We start from the raw sequence: 15,871 nt of genomic DNA on the forward strand, positions 1-15,871 counted from the left end.
CTAAGTTCGTTCGACGGGGTGGAGCCGGTTCGCGGGAACGCCCACGGTGACCGTGTCGTTCTGGGGTGCGTGATCGGTGAGCGCGTCGAACTCGACGCCGTCGACGGCGAGGGTGACGCGGTGGGTGGCGTCCTCCCGGACGACTCGGACGACGTCGGCGGTAGCGTCGCCGCTGCCGAGCGTGACGTGTTCCGGGCGGAACGCGACGCGATCGGCGTCGGCGGTCTCGCAGCGGGCGGCGGGAATGATGGACGGAGGGACGCAGTTCGCGCCCGTGAATCGCGCGACGAACGGTGAGTCCGGCCGGTCGAAGACGTCCGCGACGCTTCCGACCTGTCGGACGCGGCCGTCGGCGATGACGGCGACCCTGTCGGCGAGCGCGCGAGCGGTCGTTCGGTCGTGAGTCACGTAGACCGCTGTCTCGCCGTCGAGGACGTCGAGGAGTTCGGCGCGGAGCTGGTCGCGGGTCGGGGCGTCGAGCGCCGAGAGGGGTTCGTCGAGGAGGAAGGCGTTCGGGCGGACGGCGAGCGCGCGCGCGAGCGCGACGCGTTGGCGCTCCCCGCCGGAGAGCGTCGTCACGGAGCGGTCGGCGAGGTCGCTGACGCCGAACTGCGCGAGGAGGTCGTCTGGGTCTCGGGCGTCGTCGTGGTACTCGGTTCCGAACGCGACGTTCTCTCGGGGCGTGAGGTGGGGGAAGAGCGCGTAGTTCTGGAAGACGAATCCGAACCCGCGGTCTTCCGGCCGTCTGTCGGTCACGTCGGTGCCGCCGAGTTCGACGATGCCGTCGTGGTCGTGGAAGCCCGCGACCAGTTCGAGGAGGAGGGTCTTCCCGCTTCCCGACGGTCCCAGAAGGATGAGGGTTTCGCCGTCCGCGACGGCGAGGTCGGCGGCGACGTCGAACGCGGCGTCGGCGTCGCTGAACCGGGCGGAGACGTCGAAGTGGAGGGTCATGGCCATCCTCCCTCGTCGTACGCGACGGTTCTGATGAGCACGAAGATGACGGCGACGAGCACGAGCAGCAACGCGGAGATGGCGCCGGAGTCCGCGAGTCCCTGCGAAGTGAACGTGTTGTAGATGAACACGGGGGCGTGCTGGCTGGTGACGTTCTCGCCGGCGGGCGGGTAGAAGAAGGAGACGTTGTAGGCGACGACGGCGACGGCGCCGAACTCGCTGACGGATCGCGCCCACGAGAGGACGCCGCCGGTGAGGACGCCGCGGGCCGCGAGCGGCGCTTCGACGCGCTTGAAGGTCTCCCAGCGGTTCGCGCCGAGGCTCCGGGCGGCCCGGGAGAGGCCGTCGTCGGTGGCTTCGAAGCCTTCGCGGGCGGCGTTCACGGCGAACGGCGCGCTGACGAACATCATCGCGAGCACCATGCCGGCGAGGCCGAGGTAGACGTTGAGGTCGGGGAAGGCGGCGCTCCGGCCGAATGCGAAGAGGATGGCGAGGCCCGCGACGGAGTGGGGGACGACGAGGGGGAGGTCGACGAGGCTTTCGACGAGCGTGTGTCCGGGGAAGCCGCGTGAGAGGAGGTAGGCGAGCGGCACGCCGAGCGCGACGGTCGCGACGGCGGCGAGCAGCGGCGCGAAGATGGTGATGTAGAGCGAGCGCTGGACGGCGGGGTTCGTGGCTTTCTCGAAGACCAGTCCGGGGTCCTGGCGCGCGACGATCATGGTGAGTGGGAGGCCGAGCGCGACGAGGAGGCTGGCGCCGACGAGCGCGAAGAGCGTGTCGAACGCACCGGCTCCGGCGACGATGGCGAGCGCGGCGCCGAGCGCGACGAACCCGGCGGCGGCGAGGGCGTATCCGGCGAGCCCGAATCCGGCGAGGAACTCCCACGAGAGGGAGAGAACGGCGCCGACGAGTACGGCGAGCGCGAGGCCGAACAGGCCGCGGTCGCGGTCGCGGTCAGCGGTGAGGACGGCGGTGGCGAGGAGGACGATACCGCCGACGCCCGCGTAGAGGACTCCGTTCTCGCCGGTGGCTATCAGGAGGACGAAGGCCAGCGGGGGGACGGCGAACCCGGGGAGCGTGCCGAGCGCGAGCGCGCCCGCGGACAGCACCGCGAAGACGGCGTACGCGGTCGGGTGGCCGGTGCCGATGGCGACGGCGAACGCCGCGAGTTGTACGACCACGCCCGTGAGGAGGAGTGGTCGCGTTCCGATGCGCGAGGTGAGGGTCACGCCTCAGAGTTCCAGGGGGCCGAGGGTCTGTTTTGCGGTCGCGTGCTGCATCACCGTCTCGGGGACGTCGCTCTCGTGGGCGGCCGGAACGACCATCGGGGCGACTGGCTGGAAGCCGTTTTCGGCCATGATCTGTTGGCCGGGGTCGGTCGCCATGAACTCCACCCAGGTCGCGCCGGCTTCGGGGTTCTTCCCCGTCGAGGGGACGGTGATGCCGTACGCGATGGGTGCGCCCGTGTACGTGTTCCCGCCGGCGTTCACTTCGGCGTTCGCGTAGTGTTCGGCGTACGTCTGCGTGGCTTTCGAGAGGTCGACGTGCGGCTGGAGGTCGACGGTCTTGACGTCGTGGCTCGCGCCCGCGGACTGGTACTCCCAGGCGTAGTCGAGCTTTCCGGACTGGAGTTGCTGGAGGAGTGCGGACTCCGTGGCACCGCCGACGACGGCGTTGTCCTTCAACTTCTGGGCCTGGGAGTCGCCGTACAGTTTGGTTCCGTCGAGTTCGATGGCGCCGAGTTCCATCGCCATCACGGATCGATAGCCGTTCGGGTCGGCGGCGGGATCAGAGTGTGCGACGCTGACGTCGTCGCGCGCGAGTACGTCGTACCACGTGTCCGGGCCGAACTCGTCGGCGTATTTCGACTGGTCGGTGTACGCGACGGTCATCGCGTTCGTCGCGAAGATGCCGTACCAGGAGCTGTATTCGGGGAGTACCATGTCGCGGATGAGTCGGAAGTCGGAGACGCCGAGGGCGTCCGCGGGCTTGTGTGGTTCCGACGTGACTTTCTTCGTCGACTTCACGGAGCCCGCGCCCGCCCGGGTTATCGCGATGTCGTGGGACTTCTCGAACTGTTCTTCGGCGTCGCTCCAGGGGGCGCCGAGACTGCCGGCGTGGAAGACCGTCGCCGTCGGTGTGCTCCCGTCGTTGGTTCCCGTAAGGCTCGCACAGCCGGCGAGCCCGGTGAGGGCAGCCGCGCCGGTTCCAGCGAGGAACCCACGGCGCGTTCGTTGTTTCGTCATAGACATAACGATCGTGCGGTGGCGTCGACATAACTGTTTTCCTCCCCGCTGTCGAACGAATCGTATGGACGCCGGGTTCGACGCACGCCTCACCGCGGGCGATGTCGCGTTCGACGAGCGGGACGCCGCGCTGTTGCGCGCCGTCGACGCCGAGGGGTCGCTGAACGCCGCCGCGGACGGCCTGAACCGGTCGTATTCTCGCGCACACGCCCGGCTCACGGATCTCGAAGACGCGTTCGGGCCGCTCGTCGACCGCCAGCGCGGCGGCTCCGGCGGCGGCGGGAGCGCGCTCACGGAGAACGCGGCGGACGTGCTCGCCCGCTTCGACCGCCTCCGAACCGGCTACGCAGGTATCGCAGAAACTACCGAAGCGGTCTTCGACGGCGAGGTCGCGTCCCGGAACGGCGAACTCGCGACCGTCGACACCGCGGCGGGACGCCTCAGCGCGCTCGTCCCGCCGGACGCCTCGTCGGTCTCCGTCGCGGTGCGCGCGGACGCCGTCACCCTCCACGACCCCGCGGACTCCCCGGAACCGGACGCCACCAGCGCCCGCAACCGATTCTCCGGCACGGTCACCGCGGTTGAACGCGGCGACGCCGTCTCCCGGGTCACGATCGACGTGAACGCGGCGACGCCGCTCTACGCCTTGCTCACCAACGACAGCGTCGAACGCCTCGCGCTCGCCGCGGACGCCGCCGTCGTCGCGTCGTTCAAGGCGACCGCGACCCGCGCCACCCCCCGTCGATAGCCGCTGTCGCAACCGTCATACGCCTCGCTGGAATAGCCGAGAGCGTGTCGGATACGCGCGTTCCCTGGACGTCCCCGCAGTTCCAGGTCATCGTCCTGAGTTCGCTCATGGGCGTGATGGGCGTCTCGCTCATCAGTCCCGCCCTTCCGACGGTCCGCGAGGCGCTCGCTATCACGGACGGACAGGCGGCGCTCCTCGTCACCGCGTTCACGGTACCCGGTATCGTGCTCGCCCCGCTCGTGGGCGTGTTCGCGGATCGGTACGGCCGGCGCGCGGTGCTCGTGCCGTGCCTGATCGGCTACGGCGTGTCGGGCGCGGCGGTCGCGCTCACCACGGACTTCACGGTGATTCTCGGCCTGCGCGTCCTGCAGGGCGTAGCGGGGAGCGCGCTCGTCACGCTCGCGGTGACGCTCATCGGCGACCTCTACGACGCCGGCCAGCGCAACCACCTGATGGGCGTGAACGGCGCGGCCATCTCGGTCGGGACGGCGTCCTACCCGCTCGTCGGCGGCGCGCTCGCGAGCGTGTCGTGGCGGGCGCCCTTCCTCCTCTACATCGTCGGCGTCCCCGTCGGTCTCGTCGCGTACCGGTCGCTCGACGACGGCGACGGCCGCGCGCACGGCCTCGACTACTTCCGGAACGCCCTCGCCGCCGTTCCGACCCGGCGAACGGCCGCGCTCTACGCGACGTACGTCGCGGCGTTCGTCGTGCTGTACGGCACGCTCATCACGGCGGTGCCGTTCCTCCTGCACGAGGCGTACGGACTGGGGTCGTTCGGGACGGGACTCGTGCTCACGTCGGCGTCGGCGATGACGGCGGTGACGGCGAGCCAGAACGGCCGGCTCTCGGGGCTCGCGAGCAACGACCGCCTCGTCGCGCTCGGGTTCGTGGGGTACGGCGTCGGACTCGTCGGCGCGTACTTCGCGGGGAGTCCGGTGGCGTTTGCCGTCGCGATACTCGCCTTCGGCGCGGGCCAGGGCGTCGTTCAGCCGAGCATCGACACGGCGACGAGCAGCCTCGTGTCGGCGGAGTTCCGCGGCGGCGTGATGAGCTTCCGCACTACGGCGATTCGGACGGGACAGACGCTCGGCCCGCCGCTCGCCACGGCGGCGGACGCGGTCATCGGCTACCGGGCGTTCCTGCTCGCGGTCGGCGTCGTCGCGCTCGCCGCCGGGGCGGTCGCGGCCGTTCTCGTGGCGGAGTGAGTGCGCCCGTGAGCGACGGCGTCCACCTCGGTGTGGTATGCCGTGCCGGTGCGTTCAGGCGGGTTGACCGTGTCGCTCGGCGAGGACGCCCGCGACGCGCTCGACACCCTCACGAGCGAGACCGACCGTTCACGGGGCGAGCTGGTGCGGCGGGCGCTGACGTTCTACGCCGCGAACTACGAGGCGGCGAGCACGGACCGCTCGACATCGACTTCCGCCACTGCTTTCTCGACCACGTGACGGACGAGCGCGTCGCCGACGCCGGAGTTCGTCGCCGACGCCGACCAGGTCTCGGACTACCACGCCCAGGCGTACGTCGACCGGTTCGACTCGCTGGACGAACGCCGGGAGTGGCTGTCGCCCTGCGGATTCCTGACGGTTCGCCGAACCACGGAGAACACCTACCACCTCGTCTTCCCGTCGGCGGACATCCGGTGGTTCATGGCGCGGTTCATCGAGCGGCGCGTCGAACCGCTCCCGTTCGACGTGACCCTCAATCCGGGCGTCGCGAAGGCTCCCCGCGTCGAGGAGTAGGGTGAACGTTCGGTCACTATCCGCCCTGCCGTCTTTCTTTTCTCACCGTCCCACGGCTGTTTCGTACTAACTCGAACTCGGTCACGCGCGATATCCGTGACGCGTGCGCTCTTCACAAGTACCACTAAGTGGGCGCTTTGGAATTGACATACTGTGTCACACAACGACGACGTCCGGGTCGGCGTCGACATCGGCGGTACGTTCACCGACATCGTCAGCCTCCGCGACGGCGACGTGCACGTCACGAAGACGCCGTCGACGCCGAGCGACCCCGAGGAGGGCGTCGTGAACGGCCTGGAGAAGAGTTCCGCGGACGCGGGATTCGGGTTCGACGACGTGGGCTTTCTCAGCCACGGCACGACGGTGGCGACGAACGCCGTCCTCGAAGGCACGTGGGCGGACACCGCGCTCGTCACCACCGAGGGGTTCCGCGACGTGCTCGAAATCGGTCGGCAGGATCGCCCCGACATCTACGATTTCGACGTGGAGAAACCCGAACCGATCGTCCCCCGCGACCGGCGGTTCGGGGTGCCGGAGCGCCTCGACGAACGCGGGAACGCGCTCCGGGAGCTGGACGAGGACGCCGTTCGCGACCTCGCGCGCACGCTCGACGACCGCGGCGTCGACTCCGTCGCGGTCTCGCTGTTGTTCGCGTTCGAGGACGACAGCCACGAGCGCCGCGTCGCCGAGATTCTGGACGAGGAACTGGACGCATCGCTCTCGCTGTCGAGCGACGTGCTCCCGGAGATCCGGGAGTACGAGCGCACGCTCACCACGTCGCTGAACGCCGCGCTGAAGCCTGTGATGGACGACTACATCGGGAACCTCGAAGGCCACGTCCGCGACCACGACATCGGCGCGGAACTGAAAATCATGCAGTCGAACGGCGGCCTCATCACGGCGGACGCCGCCCGTACCCGCCCCGTCAACACTCTGCTCTCCGGCCCCGCCGGGGGCGTGCAGGGCGCGACGTACGTCGCGGAGCGCGCGGGCGTCGAGGACGTCATCACGATGGACATGGGCGGAACCTCCTGTGACGTGTCGCTCGTCGAGGGCGGCGACCCGCTCGTCTCGACGGACGTGCAGGTCGGGGACTACACGGTCGGCGTCCCGATGATCGACATCCACACCGTCGGCTCCGGCGGCGGCTCCATCGCGTGGGTGGACACCGGCGGCGCGCTCCGCGTCGGCCCCCGGTCGGCGGGCGCGAACCCCGGCCCGATCTCGTACGGCCGCGGCGGCACGCAGCCGACGACCACGGACGCCCACCTTCTGCTCGGCAGGCTCGACCCCGACCGCTTCCTCTCCGGCGAACTCGACGTGGCGGTCGCGGACGTGGAACGCGCGTTCGAGTCGGAACTCGGCGACGAACTCGGAATGAGCCCAGAGGAGGCCGCGCAGGGCGTTCTCGACGTGGCGAACGCGAACATGGCGCGCGCGCTCCGCGTGGTGTCCGTCGAGCGCGGCTACGACCCCCGGGAGTTCGCGCTCGTCGCGTTCGGCGGCGCGGGCCCCCTGCACGCGTGCGGCCTCGCCGAGGAACTCGACATCCCGAAGGTCATCGTCCCGCAGACCGCGGGCGTGCTGTCCGCGCTCGGGCTCCTCATCAGCGACGTGCTCTACGACTACAGCGTCTCGCGCGTCCGCGAGTGGAGCGAGGTCACGCCCGCGACCGTGCGCGACGCGCTCGCCGACCTGCACGCGGAGGGCGAGGAACGCCTCGCGAACGAGAACATCCCGGAGTCGGGTCGCGTGTACGAGCGCACGGCCGACCTCCGGTACGTCGGGCAGTCGTTCGAGATTTCGGTGCCGCTCCCCGAGGGCGACCTCGACGCGGACGCGCTCGCCGCCGTCGAACGCGAGTTCCACGAGCGCCACGAGCGCCGGTACGGCCACGCCGACCCCGCGGAACCCGTGGAGCTCGTGACGCTCCGGCTGCGGGCGCGTGGTCTCGTGGAGACGCCCGACCTCGCCGCGCCGAACACGGACGGCAGCGTCGAGGACGCGATTCGCGAAGTCCGGGACGTGACGTACGACGGCACGGTCTACGATACCACCGTCTACGACCGCACGCGGCTGCCGACGGACGCGACGTTCGACGGCCCCGCGGTCGTCGAGGGCCCCGCGTCCACCGTCGTCGTCCATCCCGGACAGACTGTCTCCGTCGACGCCGACGCGAACCTGGTCGTGGAGACCGGGGGTGACGCCTGATGGTCGATTCGGTCACGCTCGAAGTGATTCGGAACGGCTGCATCGCTATCGCGGAGGAGATGAACGCGAACCTCATCCGAACGGGGTACTCGCCGAACATCAAGGAGCGCCGCGACTGCTCGTGCGCGCTGTTCGACGCCGAGGGCGAGATGATAAGCCAGGCGGAGAACATGCCCGTCCACCTCGGCGCGATGCCCTTCTCGGTGGCTGCGGCGGTCGACGCGTACGGCGGCGACCTCGAACCCGGTGACGCCGTCCTCCTGAACGACCCGTTCCGGGGCGGCGCGCACCTCCCCGACCTCACGCTCGTCTCCCCCATCTTCGACGACCCCGAGAGCGAGAACCCCGACCTCGTGGCGTACGCGGCGAACCGCGCGCACCACGCCGACGTGGGCGGGAGCACCGCCGGGTCGGTCGCCGCGGACTCCACCGAAATCTACCAGGAGGGCCTGCGGATTCCCCCGGTGAAGCTGTTCGCGGGCGGTGAGGTCGTCGAGGACGTGATGGAGATGATACTGACGAACGTCCGCACGCCCGACGAGCGCCGGGGCGACATCCGCGCGCAGGAGGCCGCGAACGAGACGGCGCGCGAGCGCGTGCACGACCTCGTCGACGACTACGGCGCGAGCGACCTCGCGGAGGCGTTCGGCGAGGTGAAGGACTACTCGGAGCGCCGGATGCGCGCCGAAATCGAGGCGTTCCCGAACGGCACGTACAGTTTCGAGGACGTGCTGGACGACGACGGCCGCGGGAACACCGACCTCCCCGTCGAGGCGACCGTTACCGTCTCCGGCGACGAGGTCGGCGTGGACTTCTCGGGAACCGCAGCCCAGACCGAGGGGCCGGTGAACGCCGTGCTCGCGGTCACGTCCTCCGCGACCTACTACGCGATTCGGTGCGTGACTGACCCCGACATCCCGCCGAACCACGGCTGCTATCGCCCCATCACCATCGACGCGCCCGAGGGAAGCATTGTCAACCCGGAGCCGCCGGCGGCGGTCGTCGGCGGCAATCTCGAGACCAGCCAGCGCGTCACGGACGTGGTGCTCGGCGCGTTCGCCACCGAAGCCCCCGAGCGGGTGACGGCTGCCGGCCAGGGAACGATGAACAACATCACGTTCGGCGGTACCGACCCGCGAAGCGACAGCCCGTACGCGTTCTACGAGACGCAGGGCGGCGGGTTCGGCGCGCGCGAGGGCACGGACGGTATGGACGGCGTGCACGTCCACATGAGTAATACGATGAACACGCCCGCCGAGGTGCTGGAGACCGCGTACCCGCTCCGGGTGCGTCGGTACGCCTACCGTCCCGACTCCGGGGGCGCGGGCGAGTTCCGGGGCGGTCTCGGCCTCCGGCGCGACATCGAAGTGCGGGGGCACACGGCGCGGTTCAGCCTGCTCGCCGACCGCCACCAGCACGCGCCCTACGGCCTGCTCGGCGGCGAACCCGGTGAACCCGGCGCGGCGTACGTCTTCGACCCGGACGCGGACGACACCGACGACGCCGAGGGCGAGCGCCTCCCGCAGAAGTCCGTGCACGACCTCCCGCCGGGGACGGTCGTGAGCGTCCGCACGCCGGGCGCGGGCGGGTACGGCGACCCCGCCGACCGCGACCCCGACGCCGTCGAACGCGACCTGCGCCGCGGGAAGATCAGCGACGAGTACGCCGACCGGTACCACGAGGGGGGCGACGGTGAGTGACCGCACGGCCTCTCCGGTACGCGCCGCACGTCGCGGTGTTCGCGGTCGGGCACGTAACGTTCGCGTACTCCGCCGTCCCGGGACATCGACCCCGTGCTCGGCACGCCCGCGGGCGACCAGGCTATGTTCGACCGCATCGACGACAGCAACCAAGCAGGCACAGCCGTCCTCACGGTCGAACAGAACGCCAAAGCCGCCCTCCGCCGCTGCGACCGCGACTCCGTCCTCGTCAACGGCGAAAACGCCTACGACGGCCCCGGCCGCGACCGCCTCGACGACCCCGAAGTCCGCCAACGCTTCCTCGGCGGCTAACGGGACTACCCGGTTTCTCAACTTCGACAAAACACGAACCCGAAGCTACGGCTTTGGGTTGTAGTTCAGAGCGCCCAGGCCGGAATTTGAACAGCGTCAGACTCCCGTTGGTCGTCTGACTGTCCGTAATTCCGAGACGGCTCGCGTTCGTCACGTCCACGAAGCCGCTGGCTTCGCGATGTGATTCGGAGAGAGCCTAGGCCGGAATTTGAATCCGGGGTCTCGTCCTTACCAAGGACGCGCTTTACCGCTAAGCTACCCAGGCAAGCACTCTCTGGTAGTCGGGTTTCATCTAAAAGGGCTTCGATTACGGGTCGGTGGCGGATCGGGGTTTGGCGGTGTCGTCGGCGCGGGGGGTGCTGACGCGCTGGAGGACGTCCTCGATGGTGTCGGGGAGGAGGTCGTCGGCGGACGCGAGCGGGGGTGGGCTGTTGGAGCGCGCGAGGCCGATGGCGTACCGGCGGAGGTCGAGCGGCGTGTCGTTGCCGGTGGCGGTCGCGCCCGCGACGACGCCGAGTTCGAACACCGTTGTTTCGAGGGTGCGGGCGTCGCTCGCGCGGTCGTGCTGGCGGTCGGTCTCGTGGCGGCCGAACTCGCGGACGGCGGCGACGGCGTCGCTCGCGGCTTCGGTGTGCGCGAGCAGGCGGAAGCCGCGCGCGACGAGGACGTCCGCGGCGAGCACGTCGAGGTCGGCGGGGAGGTCGGCTCCGGGGCTGGCGTGCTCCCAGGGTTCGGTTTCGACGAGGTGGCGGGTGAGCCGGAGGCCCTCGTAGATGAGTTGGACGCCGGCGGCGCGCCGTGCGACGGCGTCCTCGTCGACGGGGCCGGTGAGCGCGTCCGCGCTCAACACGGTGAGCGCGCCCGGCACCATCGAGGCGTCGCTGAGAAGGTCGTCAATGACGTCCCGCAGGCCGCGCGGAGTGATGTCCGCGACTGCCTCGCGGGCCGCGGTGCGCGCCAGTTCGGCCTCGTCCATCGCCCGGAAGAAGGGGTGCGAGCGGCAAAGACCTTTGGAAACGCACCACCCGCGGGCGCGCCAGGGCGGGATGCGAGCGGTAGTTCCTTGGCGTGGCTGTTCCGATGACGTGTATGCTCTCGATTCGCGACGAGGAGCGGGTGCGGGTGGTGACGCTCGACCGGCCGGAGCGGCGGAACGCGCTCACGCCCGCTGGATTGGACGCGCTCGCGGACGCGGTTCGTGACGCCGAGCAGGCGGTGGTGTACGTGCACGGCGCGGGGTCGGCGTTCTGTGCGGGCGCAGACCTCGACGTCGTGCGAGACCTGGACGGAGAGTCCGCGCCGGCGTTCGCGGAGCGCGGGCAAGCGGCGCTGAACGCGGTCGAGGACGCCGATTCGGCGGTCGTGGCGGGCGTTGACGGCGCGGCGCGCGGCGGCGGCGTGGAACTCGCGCTCGCGTGCGACGTGCGGGTCGCGACGCCAGACGCGACGTTCGCGGAACCCGGGGTCTCGATGGGTATCTTCGGTGCGTGGGGCGGCACTCGCCGCCTCCCGCGCGCTATCGGAGAGGCGAACGCGCTCGACCTCTCGCTCTCCGGCCGCACCGTCGACGCCGCGACCGCGCGCGAAATGGGGCTCGTCTCCCGCGTCACCGATACACCCCGCGCGGTCGCGGACGAACTCGCCCGCAACGACCCGGACGCGCTTCACTACCTCAAACGCCTCCTTAGAGAACAGTACGACCGCGACGAACAGGACGCCAGAGAGCGGGAGGCGTTCGGCGCGCTCCTCGAGGACGGCCTATAGCGGGTCGGGCGCGGGCGGCATCGCGCGCTTGTGCGCGCTCGACTCGTAGAGGTCGCGCACCGTCTCCACCACCGTCTCATCGATGTCGAGGTTTCGCGCCGTCGCGGTCGTCGAGAGGTCGCCGTCGATGTGGAGCGCGAGCACCGCGTCGAGCGTGTCGTATCCGACCCCCATCTCCTCCTCGTCCGTCTGGTCTTCCCAGAGTTCCGCCGTCGGCGTCTTCTCCACGAGGTCGTCCGGCACGCCGAGCGCGCTCGCGAGCTGGCGCACCTGTTGCTTGTAGAGGTTCCCGATGGGGTTGCAGTCCACCGCCTGATCGCCGTACTTCGTGAAGTACCCGACCATGGCTTCCGCGCGGTTCCCCGTCCCCAGGACGACCCGCGACTCGTGGTTCGCGACCATGTAGTTCAGCACGCCACGCGCCCGAGCGCGAGCGTTCCCGACCGCGAGCTGGTCGGTTTCGGCTTCCGGATACGCGTCTGTCAGCACGTCAACGATGGGATCGATTTCGATGACGTCGTACTCGATTCCGAGCAGTTGGGCGACGCGTTCCGCGTCGCTCATGTTCTCCTCGCTCGACACCGACGCCGGCAACACCAGCCCGTGCACCGAGTCCGCGCCCAGTGCCTCGACTGCCAGATGCGCGACCGTCGTGCTGTCGATACCGCCGGAGAGTCCGAGCACGACACCGTCGGCGTTCGCCGCCGCCACCGTCTCCGCGATGAACGACTCGATGTGCTCTCGACGCTCCTGTAACTCCGCCTCCGAGAACCGCAGGTCCATCGGCTCGATAACGTCTTCGACCATACCTATTGTTCCCGCGCGCCCGACAAAAAGCCACTCGCCGCTCACAGAACCGTGGACGGCCGTCCACTTCGAGCCGGACGAACTGCGGAGAACGGCACACCTCCGGAGCACCACCCGCAGTAGAAATGCGCTGGCCGGGAATTGAACTGGGCGAGCCGGTTCTCGCTCTGCTCCGCTGCGACTCGCGTGCTCAACTCCCGGGAGCGATTTCACTGCTCACTTTGGTCGCAGTAGAAATGCGCTGGCCGGGAATTGAACCCGGGCTATGAGCTTGGGAAGCTCATGTCCTACCACTAGACCACCAGCGCGCGCTTCTAAATTGCCGACTCCGGCACTTGAACGTAGCGCTTCACGCTTCCCTGCGGCGGTAGGCGAGGTAGGAGTAGACGGTGGCGTAGGCGGCGGCGAGCAGGGTGGGCGCGACCACGAACACGAGGAAGTAGTCCGGGAGGACGACGCCGCCGAGCGCGAGGACGGCGGCGAGTTTGAACGCGAGCGCGCCGCGCTCGTGAGTCTCTCGCCAGACCTCGTCGTCGTCGAGCGTCCACGGGGTGCGGACGCCCACGAACCAGTTCGGTTCCGCGCGGTCGAGGAGGACGCCGCAGGCGTAGAGGAGCGCGGCGAACGCGGGCGCGAGCGCCTGTCCGATGGGGATCGCGTAGTCGAGGTTCCACGCGAGCACGAGCACGTGGACGTACGCGAGGAAGCCCGCGGTTCCGGCGACGACCCACTCGTAGACGCCGCGGAACGACTCGTAGCGCTGTTTTCGCGGGTCGATACTCGGCGCGGCGAGCAGCAGGCCGACGACGAACGCGGTGAGCGCGGGGAGGAAGAACGCGCCCGCGAGGCGGGACATCGTGCCGTCAACCTCGCCGCTCGCGTTCCAGTGCGTCGCCATCCGCGCGGGGAGGTCGGGGTATGCGAGCGCGCTCGCGGCGAACCCCGCGAGCACGAACGCGAGGGTGAGCGCGCGCTGACGCCGGTACTTCACGTCTCCCTCTCGGACGCCCGGCATCGTCACGCTTTCGCCGGTCGCCCGCGCACTCCCGGTGTGCCCGCTCTCGACACCGACGCCGCCCGGGACGCCGTCCGCGAGCGCGACGCCCTCCTCGACACCATCGGCGAGTGCGCGGACGCCGTCGCCGCGACCTGGGACGCCGACGCCGTCGCGGACAGCGACCGCCTCACGCCGCTCCTCCGCCGCGCGCTCACCGACGCCGGCGTGCTCGACGCCCTCCCCGCCGTCCTCCAGGAAGCCGTAGACGCCGCTGGCGGCAGTCTCACCGCGCCGCCGGTCGCCGCGCCGCCCCACGTCGTCGTCACCAGCCGCGGCCCCCTCCTCCGCGCCACCGTCGACGACGCCCGCCTCCTCGTCCGCTTCGACTGCTTCGACGTCACTGAAAACGCCTACCGCCGCCGCGACGGCGTCACCGTCACCGTCGAAACCGCGTGACCGGCCTACTCTGTCGTCGCGCTCGTAGGCTGTTTCCTCGCGCGCGGTGTCCACGAGGGCGGGGATCTGGTCTCCGCCGCCGGCCTTCAGTTCCTCGTGCGTGGTCTCGTTGGCCACGTCGCCGCCGATGCCGCCGGGAAGGCGGGGGCTGTGGGTGGCGTGGGGGCCGCCGAGTTCGCTTCGCTTCTCGCTGACTTCCGCGCAGTGCGGACAGCGTTCGGACTCGTAGCGTTCGAGCACACACCCGTTTTCCCACGAGTGAGGTGCGCGTTAGCGAACCGACGGATAGGTGTCGCGGTCTACCCACTCCCTGAGCGCGCTCGCGCCCTCGTCGTCGAAGCGGAGCGGGCGCCGCCACCACGGCCCCTTCCCCGAATCGTCCGAGTACTCAGTGACGACGCGGTTCGCGTCGACGCCGCGCTCGCCGCTCAGCGGAACCGCGGTGTCGTACAGGCGGCTTTCGTCGGTTCCCTCGACGAGCACGGCGGCGTCGAACTCCTCGCGGGCGAGGTGGGCGTTCCAGGGGAACGCGTCGCGCTCGGGTTTCGCTGTGAGCGGGTCGCGGGCGAGCGTGAACTCCCCGATGAGGTACGCGCCCCAGTCCGGCGTTACCCAGGCCGCGGGGGCGTCGCCGTGACTGGTGAGCGTGGCGTAGAAGTAGAGGCGGTCGCCCGCCGAGAGGGCAGCGATGGGGCGGGCTTTCACGCCGTGCGGGTCGCCGTACGTGTACGCGTCACAGCACGCGTACTCCGCGAACGACGGGTCGAGGTGCACCGGCGTTTTCGCGGGCGTGTCGATGTCGAGTTCGAGGTCGCCGTACGTCGGCACGCGCTCGCACGTCGGTTCCGCCTCGGGGATCGGGACGTACTCGAACCGCCCGTCCTCGCGAACCGGGCCTCGAAAACCGGGCTGGTTGGTGTTCGCGGCGACGTTGATCGCGAGCGCGCCCATCAGATGTCGCGCTGGAACTCGTCGTAGTCGTCGAAGTCGGCGGGGAGCGCGTAGGGAATGCGGCGGCTCTCGCGATCGCCCGCGGCGTCGTCGGCGTCCTCGACGGGAACCGCTTCGTCCTCGAACCCGGGTTTGACGCGGACGCTCGCCGCGGGCATCCCGACGGCGACGTGGTGGGCGGGGACGTCGGACTGGACGACCGAGCGCGCGCCGACGAGGCTGTTCTCGCCGACGGTGACGCCCGCGCGGACGAGCGCGCCCTGCGTCACGCGCGCGTCGTCCTCGATTGTCGTGTGGTAGTTCGTCACCTCGGTCTGGTCTACGATGTCGTGGTCGTGGGTGTACACGTGCGCGCCGTCGCTGAGGCTCACGCGGTCGCCGACGGTGAGTTCGCCGCGGTCGTCGAGGTGCACGTCGTCGTGGATGACGACGTTGTCTCCGAGTTCGATGTTGTGGCCGTACGTCATCGACACGCCCTTGAAGATGCGTAATCCCTCGCCGGCGTCCGCGAACAGGTGGCGGGCGAGCATCTGCCGGAACTCGAGCGCGAAGTCCACGTTGTCCGCGACGGGCGTGTTGTCGAACTGCCGCCACAGCCACTGCAGGGGCTTCGACTCCGCGAACGCCTCTTCGTCCTTCTCCGCGTAGTACTCCGACTCCAGGGTGGCGTTCCGCGGGTTGTACGACTGCAGGCGCGCTTCCTCGATGCTCGACACCGTGTTTCCGTTCTGCCAGGCCTCGTAGGCCTCCCGGTCGCCGTTCAGGTCCACGAGTACGTCCTCGACGACCTCGTAGGGGTCTTCCGTCGAGAGGCGCTCGTCCACCTCACCCACGAAGTCGCGGAGCGTCGCCTCCGCGTCGTCAGGGAGGGAGACGTGGCGTTTCGTCATACCACAACGCTCGTGTGGGACGTTGATAGGGGTTTCCGTCCCGACGCTGCCTGCCGTTACTCCGCGTCGGCGTCGAGTTCTCCACTAGCCGCCGGACGA

14 protein-coding genes, 2 tRNA genes and 2 pseudogenes are annotated in these 15,871 nt (G+C 69.9%); 8 read left to right on the forward strand and 10 right to left on the reverse strand.

What is annotated here, in order from left to right; genetic code table 11:
* Genes FQU85_RS05935 through FQU85_RS05945 form a run of 3 tightly spaced genes read right to left on the reverse strand, consistent with a single transcriptional unit; the run spans position 1 to position 3,197 of the window.
* Positions 1-951 (reverse strand): ABC transporter ATP-binding protein, encoded by a 951-nt coding sequence (locus FQU85_RS05935; protein ID WP_145845623.1) that lies wholly within the window; start codon positions 949-951, stop codon positions 1-3.
* On the reverse strand, positions 948-2,180 hold the full coding sequence (locus FQU85_RS13600; RefSeq protein ID WP_240792455.1) for an ABC transporter permease: 1,233 nt from the start codon (positions 2,178-2,180) through the stop codon (positions 948-950). Before FQU85_RS13600 ends, FQU85_RS05935 begins: the two co-directional genes overlap by 4 nt.
* Before the next feature lie 3 nt (positions 2,181-2,183).
* Positions 2,184-3,197: an extracellular solute-binding protein gene (locus FQU85_RS05945; RefSeq protein ID WP_145845624.1), complete on the reverse strand. Its 1,014-nt coding sequence runs from the start codon at positions 3,195-3,197 to the stop codon at positions 2,184-2,186.
* 64 nt (positions 3,198-3,261) lie between these two features.
* Here FQU85_RS05945 and FQU85_RS05950 point away from each other — a divergent pair, with 64 nt between their 5' ends.
* The 6 genes and pseudogenes from FQU85_RS05950 to FQU85_RS05975 form a co-directional block, all read left to right on the forward strand.
* Positions 3,262-3,945, forward strand: coding sequence for a TOBE domain-containing protein (locus tag FQU85_RS05950; protein WP_145845626.1), 684 nt, complete (start codon positions 3,262-3,264; stop codon positions 3,943-3,945).
* Between the two features lie 44 nt (positions 3,946-3,989).
* The gene (locus FQU85_RS05955) at positions 3,990-5,150 is read left to right on the forward strand and encodes an MFS transporter (RefSeq protein ID WP_168219940.1); all 1,161 of its coding nucleotides are present in this window, start codon (positions 3,990-3,992) and stop codon (positions 5,148-5,150) included.
* Between the two features lie 48 nt (positions 5,151-5,198).
* Positions 5,199-5,684: pseudogene (locus tag FQU85_RS13765) on the forward strand (ribbon-helix-helix protein, CopG family).
* A gap of 153 nt (positions 5,685-5,837) precedes the next feature.
* The gene (locus tag FQU85_RS05965) at positions 5,838-7,895 is read left to right on the forward strand and encodes a hydantoinase/oxoprolinase family protein (RefSeq protein ID WP_145845630.1); all 2,058 of its coding nucleotides are present in this window, start codon (positions 5,838-5,840) and stop codon (positions 7,893-7,895) included.
* Positions 7,895-9,595: a hydantoinase B/oxoprolinase family protein gene (locus tag FQU85_RS05970; RefSeq protein ID WP_206022073.1), complete on the forward strand. Its 1,701-nt coding sequence runs from the start codon at positions 7,895-7,897 to the stop codon at positions 9,593-9,595. The genes FQU85_RS05965 and FQU85_RS05970 overlap by 1 nt, the downstream gene beginning before the upstream one ends.
* Before the next feature lie 117 nt (positions 9,596-9,712).
* A pseudogene (locus FQU85_RS05975) lies at positions 9,713-9,907 on the forward strand (ABC transporter ATP-binding protein); the annotation flags it as partial.
* A gap of 193 nt (positions 9,908-10,100) precedes the next feature.
* On the opposite strand, the gene FQU85_RS05980 reads toward FQU85_RS05975, so the two are convergent.
* A tRNA-Thr gene (locus FQU85_RS05980) sits at positions 10,101-10,172 on the reverse strand.
* A 42-nt stretch (positions 10,173-10,214) separates the two neighbouring features.
* On the reverse strand, positions 10,215-10,883 hold the full coding sequence (locus FQU85_RS05985; RefSeq protein ID WP_145845635.1) for a hypothetical protein: 669 nt from the start codon (positions 10,881-10,883) through the stop codon (positions 10,215-10,217).
* 113 nt (positions 10,884-10,996) lie between these two features.
* On the opposite strand from FQU85_RS05985, the gene FQU85_RS05990 reads away from it, so the two are divergent.
* Positions 10,997-11,671 carry an enoyl-CoA hydratase/isomerase family protein gene (locus FQU85_RS05990; RefSeq protein ID WP_145845637.1) on the forward strand — a complete coding sequence of 225 codons (675 nt, stop codon included), beginning with the start codon at positions 10,997-10,999 and terminating at the stop codon, positions 11,669-11,671.
* On the opposite strand, the gene FQU85_RS05995 is transcribed toward FQU85_RS05990, so the two are convergent.
* From FQU85_RS05995 to FQU85_RS06005, 3 genes are all read right to left on the reverse strand, one after another.
* Complete coding sequence (locus FQU85_RS05995; RefSeq protein ID WP_145845641.1) at positions 11,666-12,478, reverse strand: NAD+ synthase; 813 nt, start codon at positions 12,476-12,478, stop codon at positions 11,666-11,668. The genes FQU85_RS05990 and FQU85_RS05995 overlap by 6 nt on opposite strands.
* A gap of 237 nt (positions 12,479-12,715) precedes the next feature.
* Positions 12,716-12,786, reverse strand: a tRNA-Gly gene (locus FQU85_RS06000).
* Positions 12,787-12,827: 41 nt separating this feature from the next.
* Positions 12,828-13,493 carry an SdpI family protein gene (locus tag FQU85_RS06005; RefSeq protein WP_240792457.1) on the reverse strand — a complete coding sequence of 222 codons (666 nt, stop codon included), beginning with the start codon at positions 13,491-13,493 and terminating at the stop codon, positions 12,828-12,830.
* A 36-nt stretch (positions 13,494-13,529) separates the two neighbouring features.
* Here FQU85_RS06005 and FQU85_RS06010 point away from each other — a divergent pair, with 36 nt between their 5' ends.
* Complete coding sequence (locus FQU85_RS06010; protein ID WP_145845644.1) at positions 13,530-13,931, forward strand: hypothetical protein; 402 nt, start codon at positions 13,530-13,532, stop codon at positions 13,929-13,931.
* A gap of 270 nt (positions 13,932-14,201) precedes the next feature.
* On the opposite strand, the gene FQU85_RS06015 is transcribed toward FQU85_RS06010, so the two are convergent.
* A complete protein-coding gene (locus FQU85_RS06015) occupies positions 14,202-14,882 on the reverse strand; it encodes a hypothetical protein (protein WP_145845647.1) in 681 nt (226 codons plus the stop codon).
* The gene (locus FQU85_RS06020) at positions 14,882-15,772 is read right to left on the reverse strand and encodes an acyltransferase (protein WP_145845651.1); all 891 of its coding nucleotides are present in this window, start codon (positions 15,770-15,772) and stop codon (positions 14,882-14,884) included. Before FQU85_RS06020 ends, FQU85_RS06015 begins: the two co-directional genes overlap by 1 nt.
* Positions 15,773-15,871 lie beyond the last annotated feature (99 nt).

The sequence above is a fragment of the Salarchaeum sp. JOR-1 genome, from assembly GCF_007833275.1.
Taxonomy (GTDB): Archaea; Halobacteriota; Halobacteria; order Halobacteriales; family Halobacteriaceae; genus Salarchaeum.